This window comes from Chryseobacterium gwangjuense (assembly GCF_021311115.1).
Classification (GTDB): Bacteria; Bacteroidota; Bacteroidia; order Flavobacteriales; family Weeksellaceae; genus Chryseobacterium; species Chryseobacterium gwangjuense.
Genome location: NZ_JAJTNP010000003.1, coordinates 262348 through 282659 on the forward strand (window position 1 = coordinate 262348; position 20312 = coordinate 282659).

17 protein-coding genes are annotated in these 20312 nt (G+C 34.3%); 14 read left to right on the forward strand and 3 right to left on the reverse strand.

Annotation, left to right across the window (positions count from 1 at the left end; all coding sequences use genetic code 11):
* From LV842_RS07800 to polA, 14 genes are all read left to right on the forward strand, one after another.
* Positions 1-1341: a zinc metalloprotease gene (locus LV842_RS07800; protein WP_233110889.1), complete on the forward strand. Its 1341-nt coding sequence runs from the start codon at positions 1-3 to the stop codon at positions 1339-1341.
* Between the two features lie 2 nt (positions 1342-1343).
* The gene (locus LV842_RS07805; protein WP_233110890.1) at positions 1344-2027 is read left to right on the forward strand and encodes a hypothetical protein; all 684 of its coding nucleotides are present in this window, start codon (positions 1344-1346) and stop codon (positions 2025-2027) included.
* Between the two features lie 51 nt (positions 2028-2078).
* A complete protein-coding gene (locus LV842_RS07810) occupies positions 2079-3845 on the forward strand; it encodes a hypothetical protein (protein WP_233110891.1) in 1767 nt (588 codons plus the stop codon).
* A 2-nt stretch (positions 3846-3847) separates the two neighbouring features.
* Complete coding sequence (locus LV842_RS07815) at positions 3848-4201, forward strand: hypothetical protein (protein WP_233110892.1); 354 nt, start codon at positions 3848-3850, stop codon at positions 4199-4201.
* A 35-nt stretch (positions 4202-4236) separates the two neighbouring features.
* Entirely contained in the window at positions 4237-4845 is a 609-nt protein-coding gene (locus tag LV842_RS07820) for a hypothetical protein (protein ID WP_233110893.1), read from the forward strand.
* Positions 4846-4955: 110 nt separating this feature from the next.
* Positions 4956-7451: an ATP-dependent Clp protease ATP-binding subunit gene (locus LV842_RS07825; RefSeq protein WP_233110894.1), complete on the forward strand. Its 2496-nt coding sequence runs from the start codon at positions 4956-4958 to the stop codon at positions 7449-7451.
* 58 nt (positions 7452-7509) lie between these two features.
* Positions 7510-8358: a lytic transglycosylase domain-containing protein gene (locus LV842_RS07830; protein ID WP_233110895.1), complete on the forward strand. Its 849-nt coding sequence runs from the start codon at positions 7510-7512 to the stop codon at positions 8356-8358.
* A gap of 199 nt (positions 8359-8557) precedes the next feature.
* Positions 8558-8962 carry a type VI secretion system tube protein TssD gene (gene tssD, locus LV842_RS07835; protein ID WP_233110896.1) on the forward strand — a complete coding sequence of 135 codons (405 nt, stop codon included), beginning with the start codon at positions 8558-8560 and terminating at the stop codon, positions 8960-8962.
* A 226-nt stretch (positions 8963-9188) separates the two neighbouring features.
* Positions 9189-11288, forward strand: a complete 2100-nt coding sequence (locus LV842_RS07840) for a type VI secretion system Vgr family protein (protein WP_394801205.1) — start codon at positions 9189-9191, stop codon at positions 11286-11288.
* An 8-nt stretch (positions 11289-11296) separates the two neighbouring features.
* Positions 11297-12325: a LysM peptidoglycan-binding domain-containing protein gene (locus tag LV842_RS07845; protein ID WP_233110897.1), complete on the forward strand. Its 1029-nt coding sequence runs from the start codon at positions 11297-11299 to the stop codon at positions 12323-12325.
* A 4-nt stretch (positions 12326-12329) separates the two neighbouring features.
* Positions 12330-13682 (forward strand): PAAR-like protein, encoded by a 1353-nt coding sequence (locus LV842_RS07850; protein WP_233110898.1) that lies wholly within the window; start codon positions 12330-12332, stop codon positions 13680-13682.
* Positions 13679-14290: a hypothetical protein gene (locus tag LV842_RS07855; RefSeq protein WP_233110899.1), complete on the forward strand. Its 612-nt coding sequence runs from the start codon at positions 13679-13681 to the stop codon at positions 14288-14290. Before LV842_RS07850 ends, LV842_RS07855 begins: the two co-directional genes overlap by 4 nt.
* Before the next feature lie 55 nt (positions 14291-14345).
* Positions 14346-14825 carry a tetratricopeptide repeat protein gene (locus LV842_RS07860; RefSeq protein ID WP_233110900.1) on the forward strand — a complete coding sequence of 160 codons (480 nt, stop codon included), beginning with the start codon at positions 14346-14348 and terminating at the stop codon, positions 14823-14825.
* Positions 14826-15083: 258 nt separating this feature from the next.
* The gene (gene polA / locus LV842_RS07865) at positions 15084-17924 is read left to right on the forward strand and encodes a DNA polymerase I (RefSeq protein WP_233110901.1); all 2841 of its coding nucleotides are present in this window, start codon (positions 15084-15086) and stop codon (positions 17922-17924) included.
* Between the two features lie 61 nt (positions 17925-17985).
* Here polA and LV842_RS07870 read toward each other — a convergent pair whose 3' ends face one another.
* The 3 genes from LV842_RS07870 to LV842_RS07880 form a co-directional block, all read right to left on the reverse strand.
* Entirely contained in the window at positions 17986-18807 is an 822-nt protein-coding gene (locus LV842_RS07870) for a GLPGLI family protein (protein WP_233110902.1), read from the reverse strand.
* A 28-nt stretch (positions 18808-18835) separates the two neighbouring features.
* Positions 18836-19234 carry an immunity 22 family protein gene (locus LV842_RS07875; RefSeq protein ID WP_233110903.1) on the reverse strand — a complete coding sequence of 133 codons (399 nt, stop codon included), beginning with the start codon at positions 19232-19234 and terminating at the stop codon, positions 18836-18838.
* Positions 19235-19747: 513 nt separating this feature from the next.
* Positions 19748-20305, reverse strand: a complete 558-nt coding sequence (locus LV842_RS07880) for a YdeI/OmpD-associated family protein (protein ID WP_233110904.1) — start codon at positions 20303-20305, stop codon at positions 19748-19750.
* Between the last annotated feature and the right edge of the window lie 7 nt (positions 20306-20312).

Sequence of the window (20312 nt, forward strand, 5' to 3'; positions counted from 1 at the left end):
ATGAGCAGAACGAGAATTGTAAAAGGTACCTATACCAAGATTTCTCAAGAAGGTCATAGCATGTACTCCAATTCAAATATTATAACCCATGCAGGAGCTTCGGTTACAGAAACGGGGGAGACGAATGGAGTAAGCTATGGAGGTCCTAAAAGCCCTCCTGCTGGAGAAATTAAGGCGAAATGTATCGTTATGTTCAGACCTCACGCCAATTGGAGTGGGGAATTTGGCTTTGATTGGCTAAGAGCAGGAGATACAGGGGTAAGGGGAGATGTCTGGTATAAAAAAATTGTGGGAAAATATAAAAACTCTACCACAAAAGCATTACAGCAGATCTACTCAGGAGGTACTTTTTATGAAGATACAGCGGAATATGATAAGCTTTTAAATAAGTTTAGCAATATGACGATTTTCTGGAAACCTAAGGTCAATAAAAAAACATATCTCTATCCCGTTCCTTACATGACAATTTACAAAGGCGATACTCAAAAATTAACCTTGAAAGTTGAAATTGAGGAGCAGCCTAAAAAGCTCACTTTGGTACATCTTAAAAGTAAGAATGACAATAATGATTACTTTAAATTTAATACCAGTCAGATCACCATTAAAAAAGGGAAATATACCCTGGATAATTTTCTTGAGATTACCTGCTTAAAATCATTTAATTCAGATCAGATGATTGAAGTCTGGGCAGATGATACGGTATGCGGCAAAATAAAGATCCTTGCGAATGATGCAGCTCATCAAAAACAGGGAAAAGTATTGTTTGTAAAAGTTATTTCATCATCCGGAACAGGAAGTACAGCAGGAGAAATGGAAAGACTGAAAAAATATATGAGGCAGGCTTACATTAATGTGGATATTAAAAATTTAAATATCAACCTTTCCAATGATCCTAATTTTATTCCAAAGCTGAGAAGCAACAGAGATATTCACCAATATCTGGATGCTAAGCTAAGAACTGCCAAATTTCCGGATGGAAGTGTGGTAGGGAACAGATATGATAGTTTTTACAGGGTTTATTTTATTTCTGAAGTGATACAGCTTGGTAATGGGAGTTATCTTCTGGGGCAGGCTCAGGATATTCCATCAAAAACTGTATATGTATTGAATCTAAAGGATACTGCTACGACCGCAGGAGTACCCTTTGAATCTGTAAAAACAACGGCTACGCACGAATTACTTCATGCCATCGGTTTGTATCACACGTTTGATAATGACAGTCCGCTGACATTCAAGAAATTCAATACCGATAATATTATGGACTACTATTCTCAATCTATAGCTATTATAGCAAAACAAACCTATAAATGGCAGTGGGATATCTTAAAAAAAATGATTTAAGTATGAAGATAATTTTTGTATGGCTTTTACTATCGTTTTTTAGTTGTAGTAACGGCAGTAAAGAAAAGTCGGTTTCAAATCAGAATATAACACCATCAGTAAACACCAATGTACAAATGACAAAATTTGATATTGCAAAATATGAAGCTCAAATAAAGGCAGATCCCTCTTACGAAGGATATGCCAAAGATGGCAATGTCTATGTTAAACAATATCATGTGATTAAAGATGGATATGTAGAGGAGACTTATAACAGGGATATTGTTCAGAATTATGTGGAAGAGGTAATTACTCATAATAGATTCAGGGATATTTATACTTTCGATCATACAGGAACGTTGCAATCCGTTAAACATTATTTTGGAAACAATCTGGAGATCGGAAAATGGACCTATTATAAGAACGATACTGCTGTTAAGACAGAGGACAAAGACAAAAATTATGCATTCGATTTGAATAAGGTATTGCAATATGGTAAGGATAGGAAGGTAGATTTTACTAAAAATGGAGAAATTTCAAGATCCGAATCTAAACAATACAATGCCTACGTCTGGGAAATCACCTGGAATACCGGGAAAATAGCAGCAGACGGAGAATCTTATTTATTTAAAAAGGTAATTCTTAATGGGAACACAGGTGCAGAGCTGAGCTCAAAAGAGTACTATTTGAATCCACTTGCACGATAGAACCTCAGTAATCCCAATAATAGTTACAGAAAATCAAAGTATCATTCAGCCATGACGAGGACGAGAATTGTAAAAGGAAAATACAACAAGATATCTCAGGAAGGACACAGCATGTATTCTAATGAAAACATCATTACGGTGGCCGGAGAATCTGTCACGGAAACCGGTGATGAACGAGGAGTGAGGTATGGTGATCCTAAAAGTCCGCCAAAATCAAAGTCCGGAAGAATTTATGATGTGGTGATGTTTGTGGCAGGAACTACAGATCCCGGAAATACCGAAGGAAAAAAACATCAGGCCAATACGGATTACTGGAAATATTTTGATGAAAAAACAAAAAAAGAAACCGATAAGAGCTTAAATAACTTATGGCATAATATCAAGGAACTTAAACCTCAATTTTTAGACTTGCATATTGAGGGAGAGTTTTTCAGTTGGTCCGGAGATAATGATACCAAGGAAAGAACCAAAGCTTCCGAAAGATTATTGGATTTATTATTAAGAGTATATCCCGGCTGGAAAAACCAGGAAGTACATTTCCATTTAATCGGGCATTCACATGGTGGTAATGTAATTAATCAGTTTACAGAGCTGATCGCGAATAAGGAAATGATTGCAAAATCGAATATTTTGAAACCTCGTAAGACTTCCGAATTTCCTCAATCCTGGAAAGTGAAAAGTATCACGTATTTATCGACTCCTTTTTTTCAAAAGAAGCATCAGTTGAATCACGCCAAATTACATGAAGGTTGTAAAATCATCAATGTACATAATGCGTATGATTTGACGCAACAATTGATCGCTGACTTTAGCCTTACGAATTTGGAAGGTTTATTAAAATCTTTTCAAGTAGATAAATTTGCTGCAGGTATTAAAACCGTTAAAAGTGTAGATACCGATGCCATTACAAAATACCTGAAAAGTTTTGTCTGGCAGGATTTTAAAAACAAAGCCGTAGCGGCATGGAAAGAAATGTCAAAAGCCTTTTTAGGGTTTAACATGATAACAGCGGAATTTATTAAATACATAAACTCCCTGAAAATCGAAAACTCCAATCTGCAAAAAGAAAAAGAATCATTCGTTAGCCTTTTGAACAACCTTCTGCGATGGACCTATGATGTACATAAAAATTATAATGCGACCAATGGAAATTATGATAAAATAACATGGGTGAAAAACATGAATCTTACCCAAGGTTTAAAGGTTTTAAATATTTTATGTGATATTAAAAGCAGTCCGAAAGACAGCTATTTGTTGAGTCTATTGGCAGGGATATTTGGAGAAAATAAAGGAATAACTGATAGTATTGATGAAACATCTTGGACACCTAAAAAACAGACCAAAAGTCTTCCTATCATAGATGTTCCTATTTATGATAAAGATCCTTATAACTCCCGAAATAAAAAAAGAGAATTTGATGCTTTTTTGAAAGGAGCACAAAATGCGGTACAAACCAGATACTTAGAAGACCTTTTGATGAGGTTATTCAGCCAGTTTATTAAACCGTCTGAATTCAAAAAAATCATTAAATACATTAATGAAGCCGAATATATTATAACAGGTGATCTGGATGATCAGCTTAAAATCTTAAGAGGAAATCTGGAGAGATATGATTCCTTTATCACCAAATATCATGCAGGATTGGTTACCGAGCAGGATGAAAAAACAATGACGAGCATGTTTGAACGACCGGGTTCGCTGCCTTACTTAGCGATGGCATCCCACAGCTTAAGCCATACCCAATTCTGGGAAAAGGCGGAAGAAGGATTAAAAAGTGCATTCAGTTCAGGGAAAAATCCGGGTTATAAAAAGAAATAAATATGAAAAACAGCCGAAAGTTTATTATAATTAGTCTATTACTATTTCTTCTATTCACCATAGGAATTACATCTTGGTATATTTTATCCTTAAATTATTTAGAAAAATATGATCTGAAAACGATTATAAAAATAGCCGTAGAAATTGGAGCAGTCGGAGCCATACTTCCTTCTCTGACCATTTCATTGATGTATTATTTCATCTTAAAAATAAAGAATAAATCCCTGCTTTTATTGTTGATCATCTTTCTGATTATTTTTTTAATATTCCAATTATACTGGATTACGGTAAACTTATTTTTATTTGATATAAAAAGCTCGGAATCTTTTTTACAAGCATTGCTGGAAGTATTCTGATTGGCAGTATATAAATAAAAAAACACAAATGAATTATGAAAAAATTATCGTTGTATAGTATTATATTTCTTCTGTTCGCAAAAGCCAATTTGTATTCACAAAAAACGGCTCATAAGGATGATTTTACATTTCAGGTACAAAAAGAAGAAGGAGATCTGAATAATGATAAACACAATGACAACGTTGTTGTTGAAATGAATGAGAAGGCTGAAACCAGACCGTTAAGATTGCAGATATTCTTATCTCAGCCTGATGGAAAACTTCAATTGGCAGTTTCTTCTGTAAAATTAATCGAAAGCCAATATCCGATCGATAAAAAAGGAAACCATAACGGTAATGCAATTCCTGATTTTATTATTGAAGACGGGAACTTAAAAATGTTGACAGATATTAATAATCGAAAAAGCAGTTATACCTTTAGATATAATAAAGGGAACTTTGAATTGATACACATTTCAAGAGTAATCTGGGATGGAAAAAACACAACCTCTGAAACTGAAATCAATCTGTTAACCAAAAGTAAAATAGAATTTGATCAGGAATTAGGTTCCGATAAAATCTTAAATAAAAAGAAAAAAGAGATAAAAGTTAAGTCATTACCAAAAATTCAGGATTTAAGTTTTTCTGATTTAGAACAGTTTTAGAACATTGGAGAAAAGCTGTTGCTTTTTCTGTTTTAAAAAAAATGCGTAATTTTTGCTGTTCAAAACCAACCAATCACAAACACAAAATATTAATATAGAAAAAATTATAAATGGGAGTACTAGTAACCAATGAAACGGTAAAACAACTGTTTCACATTGCACAGTCTATTGCGAGGGAAAATTATAACGGAACGTATGGAGGACCGCACATTTTACAGGCATTAATGCACAAAGATATCGGTCTTAATGAGTTTTTGAAAAGTATAGATAAAGATCCCGGTTATTTCTACGAATGGGCAGATGTAAGAATTGAAGATTATCCGAAAACAACACACCTTCCTGATGAAGTGGGTGAAGATGAATTTGTGGATAATATCGTGGAAGAAGCAGATGATATTCGTTTAAAGCTAGGATTAGACGAAATTACCCCGATCTGTATCCTTACCGCTATCGTGAAACCGCAGGTTGCATTTACTTTGCAGCAACTTAAATCTCTTCCACTTAGAGAGCATGAGATTTTCAATTTATACAGAAAAGATACACCCTACGAAACTTCGGAGAACGGAAGTTTTTCTTCCCTGTTTTCAAACGGTTCAGACTATTCGGATAATTCCTTCCCCTCTATTAAAAGTTACTGTGTAGACAGAACGGCTCAGGCTAGAAAAGGAGATCTGGAAAACATTATAGGGAGAGATAAAGAACTCAGAATGTTGGTTGAAATTCTATGCAGAAGAAGTAAACCGAACGTAATCATTATCGGAGAACCGGGAGTTGGTAAAACAGCTTTGGTAGAAGGTTTTGCAATTGAAATTACTAAAGGAAACGTTCCGGAAATGTTGAAAAACGGAACCCTTTTGGAATTGGATACCGGTGCTTTATTAGCAGGAACTTCTTATAAAGGAGAAATTGAAGACCGTCTTAAAAAAGTAATCAATGAATGCAAAAAAATTGAAAAAGCCATTCTTTTCATTGATGAAATTCATACCCTTTTAGATCCAAAAGGAAGTATAGGTAACGTAGCGAATTTGTTGAAACCTGAATTAGCAAGAGGTGAAATTACCGTAATAGGAGCCACAACCCAGGAAGAATACAGAAAAATCATCGAGCCGGAACAGGCTTTTAACCGCCGTTTTGAAGTATTGACCGTAAATGAACCTGACGAGAAAACCTGCGTTAAAATGATTGACGTTTTGTTGGAAGGGTATAAAAAACACCACGGAATTGAAGTTGAAAAAACGGCACTTCCGGAATGTGTCCGTTTGGCAAAACGATATGCAAAAGGTAAAAAATTACCGGATGCTGCGATTGATTTGCTGGACAGAACGATGGCTGCTATCAAAATGCTAGACGAGCTTTCAGAAAAAGAACTGGAAAGTTGGAAAGCAAGCTATGACGAGATACTAAAAGACGAATTTTTTGATGAAAAAGACAAAGCAGATGAACTGATCTGGACCTATAACTTACTAAGAGATAAAATCAGTCCGATTTTATGGGGTTCTCTGAGTGAGCAACCGCAGATTGACAATTCAATGCCTGTTGATGAAATTCAAAAAATCATTGAAGAAACGTACACAGAACTTTTACAACATGCAGCGATAAAAAGAGAAAAAGTTGACCGTCTGGAATTAGCCGCAGTAATGGCAGCCAAAACAAACATCCCGATCGGGAAAATTCAGGCTCAGGAAAAAGAGAAACTATTGAATATGGAATCTCTTTTAATGAACCGTGTTGTTGGGCAGGATCATGCTTTGAAAATCCTTTCCGATGCCATTGTTGAAAACCGAAGTGGATTAAACAAACCGGGACAGCCGATCGGTTCATTCTTCCTTTTAGGTCCTACCGGAACAGGGAAAACGGAGCTGGCAAAATCTATGGCAGAACTGCTTTTCAATGATGAAAAAGCAATGGTTCGTTTCGATATGTCTGAATTTAAAGAAGAACATTCAGCAGCACTTTTATACGGAGCGCCTCCGGGATATGTCGGTTATGAAGAAGGAGGAATGTTGGTCAATAAGATCAGACAGCAGCCTTATACCGTAGTTTTATTTGATGAAATTGAAAAAGCGCATCATTCGGTTTTTGATGTCTTTTTACAGATCATGGATGAAGGAAAAGTTCATGATAAGCTTGGAAAAGAAGGAGATTTCAGTAATGCCTTAATCTTATTTACTTCAAACATTGGAAGTGAAGAAATTGTAAAACAGTTTGAAGAAGGAAAAATTCCCGAATCCAATTCATTAATGCAGATTATGTCAAATTCTGGACGTTTCAGACCTGAGTTTTTAGCAAGAATTACGGAAATTATTCCATTTGCACCTATTACGGAATCTATTGCGGAAAGAATCTTTAATATTCAGTTGAAATCACTGCATACTTCATTAACCAGGCTGGGAATGACCCTGAAAATTTCTGATGAAGCTGTTAAAAATCTGGCTTTAGGAGGATTCAGCAGTAAATATGGAGCAAGACAAATTTCTGGAGTTATTCGATCTCAGCTGGCAAGACCAATTTCGAAAATGATTGTGAGAGAAGAAGGAAAATCCGGACAAACAATTCATGTAGATTGGAATAAAGAAGAGGAAAAATTGAGTTGGAAAGTTGAATAATATTCGAAAGAGTAGAATTTAAGATTCTTAGTAAAGATTAATTTGAAACACAATGAAAATGAACTTCAAAAATATTGCTGCAGGTTTGTTGCTTTTAGGATCTGTCTGTTTCGTGAACGGGCAGTTTCTCTCGGCTTCGGATACCTCAGAAAATAGCGTGAAGAGATATAAAAATATTATTAATGCCAATAAAGACATTGTCGATTTTATAGAAAATTCTCTTGCGCAGAAAGGATTGCCAAGACATTTAAGAAACCTGGCTTTAATAGAATCGCACTTCAACAGGAATATCACTTCAGGAGCAGGAGCGGTAGGAGTCTGGCAATTAATGACGGCTCATGCCAATCAATATGGACTTTCCGAACAAAATAGGAATGACATATATAAAAGCACAAAAACAGCAGTGGTCTCTCTCTCAAATCTTTATAAAAAGTATAACAACTGGGTAACGGTAGTGGCTGCGTACAATTGCGGAGAAGGAAATATTGCAAAAGCAATGTCTGCTGCAGGATCTACTCAGTATCATGTTTTTTATAAATTTTTGCCTAATGAAACCATTAATCATGTTAAAAAGTACTTGAATGCTTGCTATGCTACAGATGAATTACAAAGTGTATTGACAGATTACAATAATGCTCGTCTTAATGCGGTTTTCTTTACAAATGGAGGAAGTGGAAAAGATATGGGTCCTTTATCTGAGACCGAAATTAATGCAGGATTTAATTTAAAGATCATTGCAGATGAACTTAAAATAGACATGGCCAAAATTCTCGCATGGAACCCCGGAATAGAAGAAGAACTTCAAAATAAAGGAGAAAGTACTTTGTATCTTCCTATGGACCTTATGCCTGATTTCCTTTTGCGGAAAAATAAAATATTATCGAGATCCATCAAAGAAGTAAAATAAATTTTAAATGTAATTAATTGGTAATCATTTTGTTTTATTGGATTTGAAATTCCGATCGTAGAACTACGACACGAAATCGTAGAATTACTACAAAATATGAAAAAGCCCTTTTGTAATTTTTTTATTGATGATTATGGTTCTATCTTTGAAATAACAAATCACCAAATCACGAAATATTAACGATTAAAATTTACAGATCATGGCACTAAATTCAAGAGGAATTTTAAAATTCAACGGAGGCGAAGGTCAAAAATTATTAAAGCTGAACTACAGCGTATCCAGATCTACAGATGTATCTGGTAGAGTGGCTTCAGACCCTTCTAATGCAATTATCAAACTTACTGTGGAAGCAACAGAAAAATCTGATATTCTGGAAAGCTTACTGAACGGAAAATACAAGCCAACCAGCGGAGAAATTACCTTCAACAAATCTCACGAAGAGGGAACATTGATTACTTTGAACTGGGAAAACGGCTATGTCATTCAGCACGAAGTAGACTTTGATTCCGTAGATGAAAATTCTATGTATGTAAGCTTCATCATAAGTGCAGAGAAGATCAACTATGGTAATTCTGCGTATGAAGGACTTTGGCCATCAAGCTAAAATATCAACTAATCTACTAAAAAATTAAACTGAAACAGGATAGTCTGCTCGATAGCAGATTGTTCTGTTTTTCATGCTATAAAGATGTTTTGAGACAGATGAAAAAAAATGTAAAACATCTTGTAATTTTTTAGTAGTCCAATTCATTACTATTTAAATAATCTATTTTTTGGAAAACAAAATAGAAATGAAATTCAAAAATTAACCAAATAAAACACAAAATATTATGTTTCAGGATAGTAAAACAACTAAAACACAGCATAATGTTGTAAATCAGGAGAAGTTTTTAGACAAAACTGAAAAGAATATACAGAATATTAAAAAAAATGCTCTGAAAAAAACGGATTCGAAAATGAGTGCCATAAAGAACCAGGCTACGACTTCAGGTCTGTCTTCGGCAGAGCAAAAGATCTGGACTCAGCAACCGACTTCCAAAATACATAATGCAGCAGCTATTCCGACTAGTGAAATTTTGGGGATCAATCGTGTAGTAAAACTAGATATTATAATAGAAGGGAAAGAAATACAGCATTTTAAGCATTTTAAATTAACGCAAAGTGCCGTTAAACATCACGAGTTTTCACTTACACTGTCTCATGATACATTAGGAAGTGCAGAGAACCATAATTTGGAAGAAGCTCAAAACTTTCTAGGGAAAAGAATTACAGTTATTTTCAAATATAAAGATGTCATAGAAGGACCAGAACGAAACTTTGTGGGCGTAATTACTGAGGTAGGATTCAGCCAGGAAAAAGGAAGTCTTGGTGATATTGTTCTTACAGGATACAGTCCAACTATTCTTTTGGATGTAGCTCCCAATATACAGAGTTTTGGAGGAACTCAGGAAGTGAGCCTGAACAGTATTGCAGACCACGTGATCAAAGAAGGTCTTGGACAAAACAAATACGATTACAGAGTAGACTCTAAATATGGGAACGTGACCTACAGTTCTCAATATGAAGAAACCCATTATAATTATTTGGCCAGAATGGCGGAAGCTTATGGAGAACAGTTTTTTTATGACGGAGAAGTGCTTCATTTCGGTAAACTTCCTCCTCAGGAAAAACCGGTAAAACTTACCTATGGAAGCAGTGTGAATGATGTTAAAATTAAAATGAAGGCACAGCATGTTCATCCGACTTTTTACGGGTACAACAGCAGTAAGAACGAAAAACTGACCACAGGAAATTCTGCGATTAAACATACTTCTGATATTGCAAAGCGAGCCTATGAAATTTCAGAAAAAACTTTTCAGACTCCATCATTAAGAGTGGCTCCCATTAAGGCCGTATCTTTTATGGATATTGATGCCTCACAAAAAGGGACAGCGGGAAGTAAAGCATCTGAGGTTTTCATTACATTAGCAACGACAACGGTTCCATTCTTATATCCGGGTTGTATTGCAGACATTGAGATGCGTAAAACCGATACCAACGATACTTCATATTTCACAAAATTGATGATTACGAATGTCATTCATGAAGTAGATGCAAGAGGATATTATGACGGACATTTCGAAGCTATTGCTGCAGATACAGGATATATTCCGCGTCCTGAATTTCATCTTCCGAAAGCGGAACCGCAGTTTGCAAAAGTAATCTCCAATACCGATCCTTTAAATCAGGGAAGAGTGCAGGTACAATTCGATTGGCAAAGTGGAAATTCAACCACAGAATTCATCCGTGTCATGTCTCCTGATGCAGGAAGCAGTGATAAAGTGAATAAAAATCGTGGGTTTATGTCAGTTCCTGAAGTAGGCGATCAGGTCATCGTGAGCTTTGTCCATCAACATCCGGATCGCCCGTTTGTTATGGGAGGAATGTTTCATGGATCGATTGGTGCAGGTGGAGGAGCGGGAAATAATGTAATGAGCTTCAGTGGAAGGAGTGGTGCAGAATTAAAGTACGACAACGGAGCAGGTTCAATGAATCTTAAAGATCAGGGAGGAGCCCATATGTTTTTTGATGGAGCAGGAAATGTAGTGCATAATGCCAATAATGATAGTACCAAAACCGTTGGTAATGATAAAACGGATAAAGTTGGAAACAATAAAAAACTGGAAGTTGGGTGTGATCATATAGCAGATGTTGGAAATAAACATCAAGTAGATGTAGGTAAAAAAAGTATATTCACTATGGATAGTGCTGGAGTTATTGATTTAACTGGAGCACAAAAAATTACTATTAAAGTGGGAAGCAGTGAGATTGTAATTACCGGAACTAAAATTTCAATTACAAGTACTGAAGTAGATATCAAAGCAGGAAGTGCAACGGCTAATTTTAAAGGAGATACCAAGATAACTGGGGGATTGGTAGATATTAACTAGAAGGAAAGATGGAGTTTATAAAATACGAGATAAAAAAAGGTGATACATTAGAATCTATTGCTCTGAAATATAAATTAGATGTAAGAGAGCTGATCAGTTTTCATAATCAGCATTGTGGAATTACAAATACAATAATTGATAATTATTTACCAATACATTTACAATATTTATTTTTAAACCATAATTCGATTCATGAAAAAAACTTATTGAAGATAAACAATAAAGTTGTAGATACTAATATAAAATATAGAATTAATATGTATCAGAAATTGATCGCTAATGATAAGGTTTTTGCTGATACAGATACAGAAATAATTTGGAATCTTAAATTTTTAGAGATTGCAGAGTCTAAAATAATTATTGAGATTAAAACAATCTCATATGAAGTGAAAAATCAGCCTGCAGATACTTCCAAATTAATAAACTTTTCAATGTTATTTAATTATCCGGTTGAAAATTTGAAATTAGAGCTTAATCACTATGGTAAAATTGAAAGAATTTTAAATCAAAAAGAGGTTTTTGAAAAATGGCAGACATTACGTAATAAAGATTTAGCTCAATATCAATATGAGGAATCAATGAAAGGAATATTTATAGCGGGAGATAATGAGTTTTCGGATACTATAAAAAGTCTACAAAACAATTTATTGTATGTTCTTTTTTTTGATAAAGTTTATAATACACCTTTTTTATCAGAACCATATATTGGTGATTCTATAAACTTGCACTCTAAATTATTTCAAGGAACAAAAATTCCTTTTACAAACACGCAGGAATTTTATAATAATGAAAATATTAAAGTGAAAAATAGATATTCTTTTATTGTTAATACTGAAACTAGAGAATTAGAAAAGAAATATTTAGCAAATTATAAAAGTCTGATCGGAGAGGATTTTAATTATGATTATTATATTGAATCAGATGCTGGATATCATATTGAAAACGGCATTTTGCAGTACCTTGATGCTGTTTGTATTGAAAAATCCAATGAAAAATTATTTCATCATACACAATATAAAGTTCAATTATTAAACTAAAAATATGAGCCAATTATATGTACCTGATAAAGTGTTTCTTGTTTGTACCGATGGTATGAAAAAGTCTCAATTAAAGGTTACCAGCCAATCAACTATAAAAATTGCAGATGGAAGATTGGCTGCAACCGAGAATGATAGATTCGAAGGTAATTTTATGTGTGCCAAGATGGTTATTGCAGGAGCAGTTATTGGAGCTATAGCAGCAGCTATTGTTGTCGCAGCTGTGATATTATCAGGCGGGACAGTAGGTATAGGTTTGGCGATGGCAATTGGAGCTGCAGGAGCTGCAGGAGGAGCAACGCAAGGGTTACTAGCTTCAATGATGCCTAGTATTTGTTCAATGTTATGTATGGGGTCTCAATGGTTGCCTGTCCATACAAAAGTTTTACTACAAAAACAACCCGCACTTCTTGAACATTCTAAAATTACTTGTTTTTTGGGAGGTAATGTTATGATTTTTTATTCTGAAGCTGCGGCTGAAGAATTTACAGATCTTGTTATGCAGAATACTGGTGTTAAAGTAGGAGGTATTATTTTAGGAAGTGCATTGGCAACTAGTGCTGTAGCAACGGTATTACCTGCTGCTTCAACTTTTTTTGCAAATACAGGTTTGGTTTTTAATAATTTTGGCAAAATAGCTGCTTTTGTTTATTTTGGGGAGGGTGCTGCTTGGCTTGGATTAGGATTTTTTGCGAGTAAAAAATTTGATGATTTTAAGGGATGGAGCTATGAACAGGTACAAAATAATACCTCATTTAATATGGCAGATTATTCTGACGGAAAAACAGTGGAAAGCATTGATAGTTTAACACAATCAAATCCGGTTGGAATACCCGAATTTGGTGAGACAGATCCTTATGCAGATGCAGCAAGTATTATAAGAAAAGAAGATGGGGGACAAATCGTTAGAGATTATGATCCAAGAACTAGCAGCTATGAAGTGTGGGAACATCAGCAAGAAGCCGGACTTTACACAAGAGATGCTAACATATCAGAGTCAATCAATGAAAATACGAGTACACGTAGTCCATGGTCTATTAGAGAGCGAAATCCTCAAATTTTAACAGATAATCCTAATCCTACTCATATAACAGATGCCTCTGGAACTTATGTAGAGAGAGTAAATTCGCGATATGAAACAGGGCAACAATTGCATATGACAAATGGCTCAGACTTACTGTCTCGTGGGAAAGCGACTGCCGGAAACGCTTGGCCTTCACCATTGGAATGGGCAATTGATGCTTATAATATTGCAATGAATGCTATTTTGGAAATTCCGATTGAGGAATATAAGGAATCTCTTAAAGAAGAACTTAAGGCAAAAGAAGGGATAACGGTTTTGGAACATAAAATATGAGAGAGTTAATCATACTTCAAATAATTATTGTATTTTTTTTAATAGGAATTAGAATTTACCATTACTATAAAATTATTTTTTCTAGCAGATTACTACAGGAGAATGAAATGCTATTGAAAGGAAAAGTAATGTATGTTTCAAAATCTTCCTCATATATTCGTGCCTATTTAACAATTCATTTAAAGCTTGATGAGGGAGAAACTTTAGCAGTTATACAAAGTTATAGGAATACACTTAGGTGGTGGCTTCAGAAAATACCCGGGGTGGGAGAAAGTATTTATTTATACTGCTCAAAAAAAAAGTTTGATATAAAACAGCAACAGGAAAAGAATAATGTTAAAGGACTTAGAGGAGAAGAAATTGCACTTTCCGTATATGGAATTGGTTTAAATAAACCTTGTTCAAGAGCAAAAAAAATATATGACCTATTATTTGACTATGAATCAGGAAAAGGTTTTTTATTATTATTAGCTGCAGGAATTCTTATTTATATTGGAATAACATTAGGGAAATCTGAACCAGTATTGTATCAGGATCTTAATTATTTTAATTTTTTATTGCTAGTTGTTGTATTTATAAATTTTTTCCTTGTATCAATTCTATTGTAACTAATAGATTTGACGAAATTTTTTCTATTAACTTAAACATAAAAAAATAACTATTTTGAAAAGTATATTTAAATTCATTATCTCTATATCATTGGGAATAATAGGTGTAATCATTATTTATGTCATAGCAAAAGATACCTTCAAGAAAAATACTAGTGCTTTTACAGATGGGGTTGCATATTATGATAAAGGTCAATATGAAGCAGCAGAACAACTATTCCAAAGTGAGGCAGAAAAAGGGAATAGAGATACTTACCCCTATTTGGGACACATTAAATTGGTTCTTCATAAGCCTGAAGAGGCAGAAAAATATCTTTTATTAGCATTAGAGGAGCTAAAAAAGAACCCTAATGTATCAGTTAAACAAAATGTATTATTAAATTTAGGAAGCACTTATTTGAATTTAGGAGAAGATTCCAAAGCAAAAATATATTTAAAGGAATCGATCAGTTTAGGCAATAAAGAAGCTAAGAATTTATTAATTAAGTATAATCTGGATAATGTTAATAAAATAGAAGGGAAAGAGATTAAATAGATTGAGACTCAGGGAAAAATGTCTTAAATCTAGACATGTATTAAAATATTTAGCTACTACATCTTTCGAATCTGATAATCTGAAAATACAGATATACAAAGAAATACTTGAAAAGCTTGCTGAATTAGGTAAGGCAGTATTACAAAATATAAAAAAGACTTCAAATGAGGTCTTTTTTTTGGTTTCCAAATTATGGTTCTTTGATTCCGAACGTAAAGGGAAAACTCTTTTTCCTTATATTTGTTCTTTATGGAAAATATGGACGCAACTCAAGATAAAAGGTTATTTCTTATCGATGCCTATGCAATGATTTTTAGAGGATATTATGCATTGATTAGAAACCCGAGACTTACAAGTAAAGGATTAGATACTTCTGCCATTTTCGGTTTTACGAACTCTTTAATAGAATTAATTAGAAGAGAAAAACCAACTCATTTGGCGGTGGTTTTTGATGTGGGAAGAGCAAGCGTGAGAACAGATGATTTTGCGGAGTATAAAGCCAACAGAAGTGAAACTCCTGAAGCCATTAAAATTGCAGTTCCATATATTCATAAAATTCTGGAAGCCATGCATATTCCGATTTTGGGAGTGGAAGGATATGAAGCTGATGACGTCATCGGAACTATTGCCTGCAAAGCAGAAAAAGAATCGTACACAACTTTTATGGTGACTCCCGATAAAGATTTTGCACAATTGGTTACCGATAAAATTAAAATCTATAAACCCGGATTAAAAGGTGGAGATATTGAAATTTTAGGAGTTGAAGAAGTCAAAGCAAAATATGAAATCGAAGACCCTAAACAAGTGATCGATTACCTTGCCATGATGGGAGATGCAGTGGATAATATCCCGGGATTGGAAGGGGTAGGAGAAAAAACAGCAATGAAATTCCTGAAAGAATTCGGAAGCATTGAAAATCTTTTAGCCAATACAGACCAATTAAAAGGAAAATTAAAAGAAAAAGTAGAAGCTTCGGCAGAACGTGGAATTTTATCAAAAAAATTAGCAACGATTATCTGTGATGCACCTATTGAATTCCATCAGGAACAATACGATCTGGAAACTCCTGATTTTGAAAAAGTAAAAGAAGTTTTCGACGAAATAGAATTCAGAAGATTATACGAAAACCTTTACCGTGCTTTTGCTCCGGCTACGAGTACAACTGCCATTGTTACTGAGGTTGAAGTGGCAGCAGCAGAAACGACTCCACAACAAAAAGTTGCACAGGCAGTGGGGCAATTGGATCTTTTTGCAACGTATGAAGAATTAGAGCAGGCAACATCCACAAAATCTACCATTGAGCAGAACGATCATTTATATCAATTTGTCAATAATCCGAAAGCTCAGAAAATTTTAGTAGATAATTTATTGAAGCAACAGGTAGTTTGTTTTGATACGGAAACAACTTCATTGAATGAATTGGAAGCCGAATTGGTAGGAATGAGTTTCTCCTATAAAAAAGGGTTGGCGTATTATATTCCTTTGTCTGAAAACAGAGATGAAGTTTTACAAACGTTAGAAATTTTCAGACCTTTCTTTGAAAAAGAAGACCTGGTAAAAGTTGCCCACAATTTAAAATTCGATTATAAAATTCTTAAACAATACGATATTACCGTAAAAGGAGCAATGTTCGATACGATGATTGCCCATTACCTTTTAAATCCGGACGGAAGGCATGGAATGGATTATCTTTCAGAAGTATATCTGAATTATAAACCGGTTTCTATCGAAACGATTATTGGTAAAAAAGGAAAAAATCAGGGTAATTTCAGAGATGCAGATGTAAGAACTCAGACCGATTATGCTGCGGAAGATGCTGATGTAACTTTCCAATTGTATGAATTGTTTGCCCCTCAATTAAAAAAGGAAAATCTGGAAGATTTATTCTTCAGCATAGAAATGCCGTTAATGGAAGTCCTGGCAAAAATGGAATTGGCCGGAATTTCTCTGGATGAAAAATGGCTGGCTCAGGAAAGTATCGACTTAGAGAACGATTTAAAGCAATTGGAGTCAAAAATATTCGAACTTTCAGGAGAAGAATTCAATATGAATTCTCCACGACAGTTAGGGGATATCTTGTTTGAAAAAATGCAGCTTGATCCGAAAGCCAAAAAAACAAAAACGGGTCAGTATGCAACTTCCGAAGATGTTCTTCAAAAATTGGCTTCAAAACATGAAATTATCAAGCATATTCTTGAATACAGAACTTATCAGAAATTAAAATCAACCTACGTTGATGCATTGCCGTCACAGATTGAAAAAACGGATAACCGTGTTCATACCAATTTCTCGCAAACTACGGCTGCAACAGGTCGTTTAGCGAGTGTAAACCCGAATTTGCAGAATATTCCGATCAGAACTTTAAGAGGTCAGCAAATTCGTGGAGCTTTCGTTTCCGGGGAAGGAAAAAAGATTATTTCAGCCGATTATTCACAAATTGAATTGCGTTTAATTGCTGAAATTTCAGGAGAAGACAATATGATTAAAGCGTTCCAGAACGGGGAAGATATTCACGCTTCTACAGCGGCAAAATTATTTAAAATTCCGTTGGATGAGGTTTCAAAAACGCAGAGAAGTCAGGCAAAAACAGTCAACTTTGGGATCATTTACGGACAGGGAGCTTTTGCATTGGCAGAACAAACAGGTTTATCCAGAACGGAAGCCAAACAAATGATCGAAGCATATTTCGAGACCTATCCGAAGCTGAAACAATATATGGCTGAACAGGTAAACAAGGCCCGTGAAACCGGCTATGTGGAAACTATTTTAGGAAGAAAACGCCATTTAAAAGATATTAATTCCAACAATTTTGTCGTTCGTGGTCATGCCGAAAGAAATGCGGTAAATGCTCCGGTTCAGGGAAGTGCGGCAGATGTCGTGAAAATGGCAATGATCAAAATTCAAAAAGAGCTGGAAAAAGAAAAACTTCAGACAAAAATGCTGCTTCAGGTGCATGACGAATTGGTATTTGAAGCTCCAATTGATGAAATTGAAGTCGCGACCAATATTATCAAAATGGAAATGGAAAACGCCATAGAAACGCAAGTTCCGTTATTGGTGGAAGTTGGTGTAGGAAATAATTGGCTGGAAGCACATTAATTTACTTTAAAATAATAAAAAATCCCTGAAACTAAATTTCAGGGATTTTTTATTTACAAGATTACGTAGCAGGATAAGGAATTGCCTTATCTTTTTCTATAGGATTATAATATTGCTTAATCATCTCCTGGAGATGTTTCTTTTTTTGATCAAGCTGATTCTGAGTGGTTATCTTTTCTCCTGAAATCATTACTGTTCCACCATTTTTTAGGCTTTTACTCATTTCTTTTACGGGATCAGAATAATAATCAAGCTTTACTTTATGATATTGTTTAAGGCTTACAGGAATTGGCTTATTACCATAATGAGTTTCCAGGAATTCAAGCGTAGATTGGGTTTCCGGAATGTTGATGTTTTTTACAAGTTTATATTTAAAATCATTATTTCCATCGGAAAGCTCAAAAATAAGACCAGGTAATCCTTTAAACTTATAAGGTCCTTCCTGAAAAGGAATTTCCGTAGAGAACCATGCTGTCCATTCTCTGCCGCCAAAGTCCGTTGTTGCTTTCTGTAAAGTGTATTGATCTGCTTTTTTTGTTTCAGTACCGATTTTCCAGTCCATTTTATCAGTAGAATTGATAACAAAATAATCGTACACATTATCATGAAAAGCTTGGTTGTCGAATGAATTGGCTTTTCGGATAATTAACTGGTTGCTCACTGAATTGGCTTGCCATTTTTGCCCGGTTTTTTTACTGATGGAATCCATTTCAAGAAATTTGTAATCATAGAATTTTACAAAATCCTTGTCAATGTCCAGAACCATATTCATTTTTTTCTCTTTTCCATTGAGCATGATTCCCAATTCATAAATAAATCTCTGGGTTTGAGAAAACACGGTGGTAAAGAGCAGTAAGAGAACTCCCGCTAACATTTTTTTCATATATAATATTTTGATTTTGGTGTATTAATTAATATTCGAACTCTATTCCACCCAGATACATCAAAGAAAAATCATCATTTTCAATAGATGTTGGTTTAGGAATTTGTCCCTGACTTACAAAGAGTAAAGAATTGATGTCAAATTTCAGATTCGTTTCATTAATTCTTTGAACCAATATAGGAAGCCAGTCTTCTGCAAAAGAGAAGTCAGCAAATTTCTCGAAAAGACCCATATTGGAATCATCAAAACCATATTCAATTAAATCCTGATCAAACCAGATGGTGCTTTGAGACTCTGCAAATTTTGAAACAAAAACATCATCAGAATCTTCCTCCAGATAAAAGTTTTCATCCTCCTCTACAAAATTGTAAAAATCGTCCTCGTTATTGAAATTCCCTACCCAAAAATCTAATACTTCTGTATTCATTTATCTAAGCTTTACTTTAAAAACCAAAGGTATAATAATAAATATTGTATGCAAAGTAATCTTTGAGGTCATTGAAGTATTTGATTGATTCAGGTGAATGCTTAATTCTTAATGTATTAAAAGTAATCTAATGTTAAAACGGTTATTAAAAGTATACAGATGGAATAATAGATTATAGTAGAAGTAAAAGATAATACAGTAAAAATTACATGATAGGAAAAATATCCCCGAATAATCGGAATGTTTTCCAACAACCAATTAATGCCCAAAAGCATTAAGAAGTAAGATGGTATTAAAATATTTATTAATAATAAAAACAAGAAAGACTGTAAAAAGTGATCAATAAAAGCTGTAGAATTTTTTGCAGCTACATAAATGCTTATTAGTATTGAAATGCTAAAAATTATAGCAAAAAATAAGTTTAAGTTTTTATTCTTTTTTCTAAAAAGCAGAAAAAAGTACAAATTTGAAATCAGAAAAAATATTCCAATAATGGTTAATAATTCAAGCATATTATAACACTCTTTTCCCTAATTCACTTTCCCTGATCGTCTTTTCCAATCTTGACAGCCTCGTTTTCTCCTGTTTTGCCTGCATAATCCAATGAAGCATTACCTTTTTATAAGATGGAGCCTGGTTATTAAAGAATTCCCATGCTTTTTTATTGGCTTTAAATTGCTTTTCAAATTCAGGATTCAGCGTTGCCAATTCTTTTTCGTGAGAGTAAATACCAGACTTTTCTTCTTTTCTTAATTCAAAAGCTTTCAAGCCTTCCGGAGTCATTAAGCCGGCTTTAGTAAGGTCTTCAATTTTTTTAATATTGATAGCACTCCAAATACTTGTAGATTTTCGAGGAGTGAAACGGATGCTGTAACTTTCATCATCAATCGATTTTCTTACTCCGTCAATCCAGCCAAAACATAATGCTTGATCTACCGATTCAGACCAGGTTATAGAAGGCTTTTTTGTTCCGACTTTGAAAAATCCAACGAGAAGTTCTTTTTCGTTTTGATGGTTTTTCTCAAGCCAGTTTCGAAATTCTTGTGGTGTTGGAAAGAATGTTGCTGACATTTAGGTT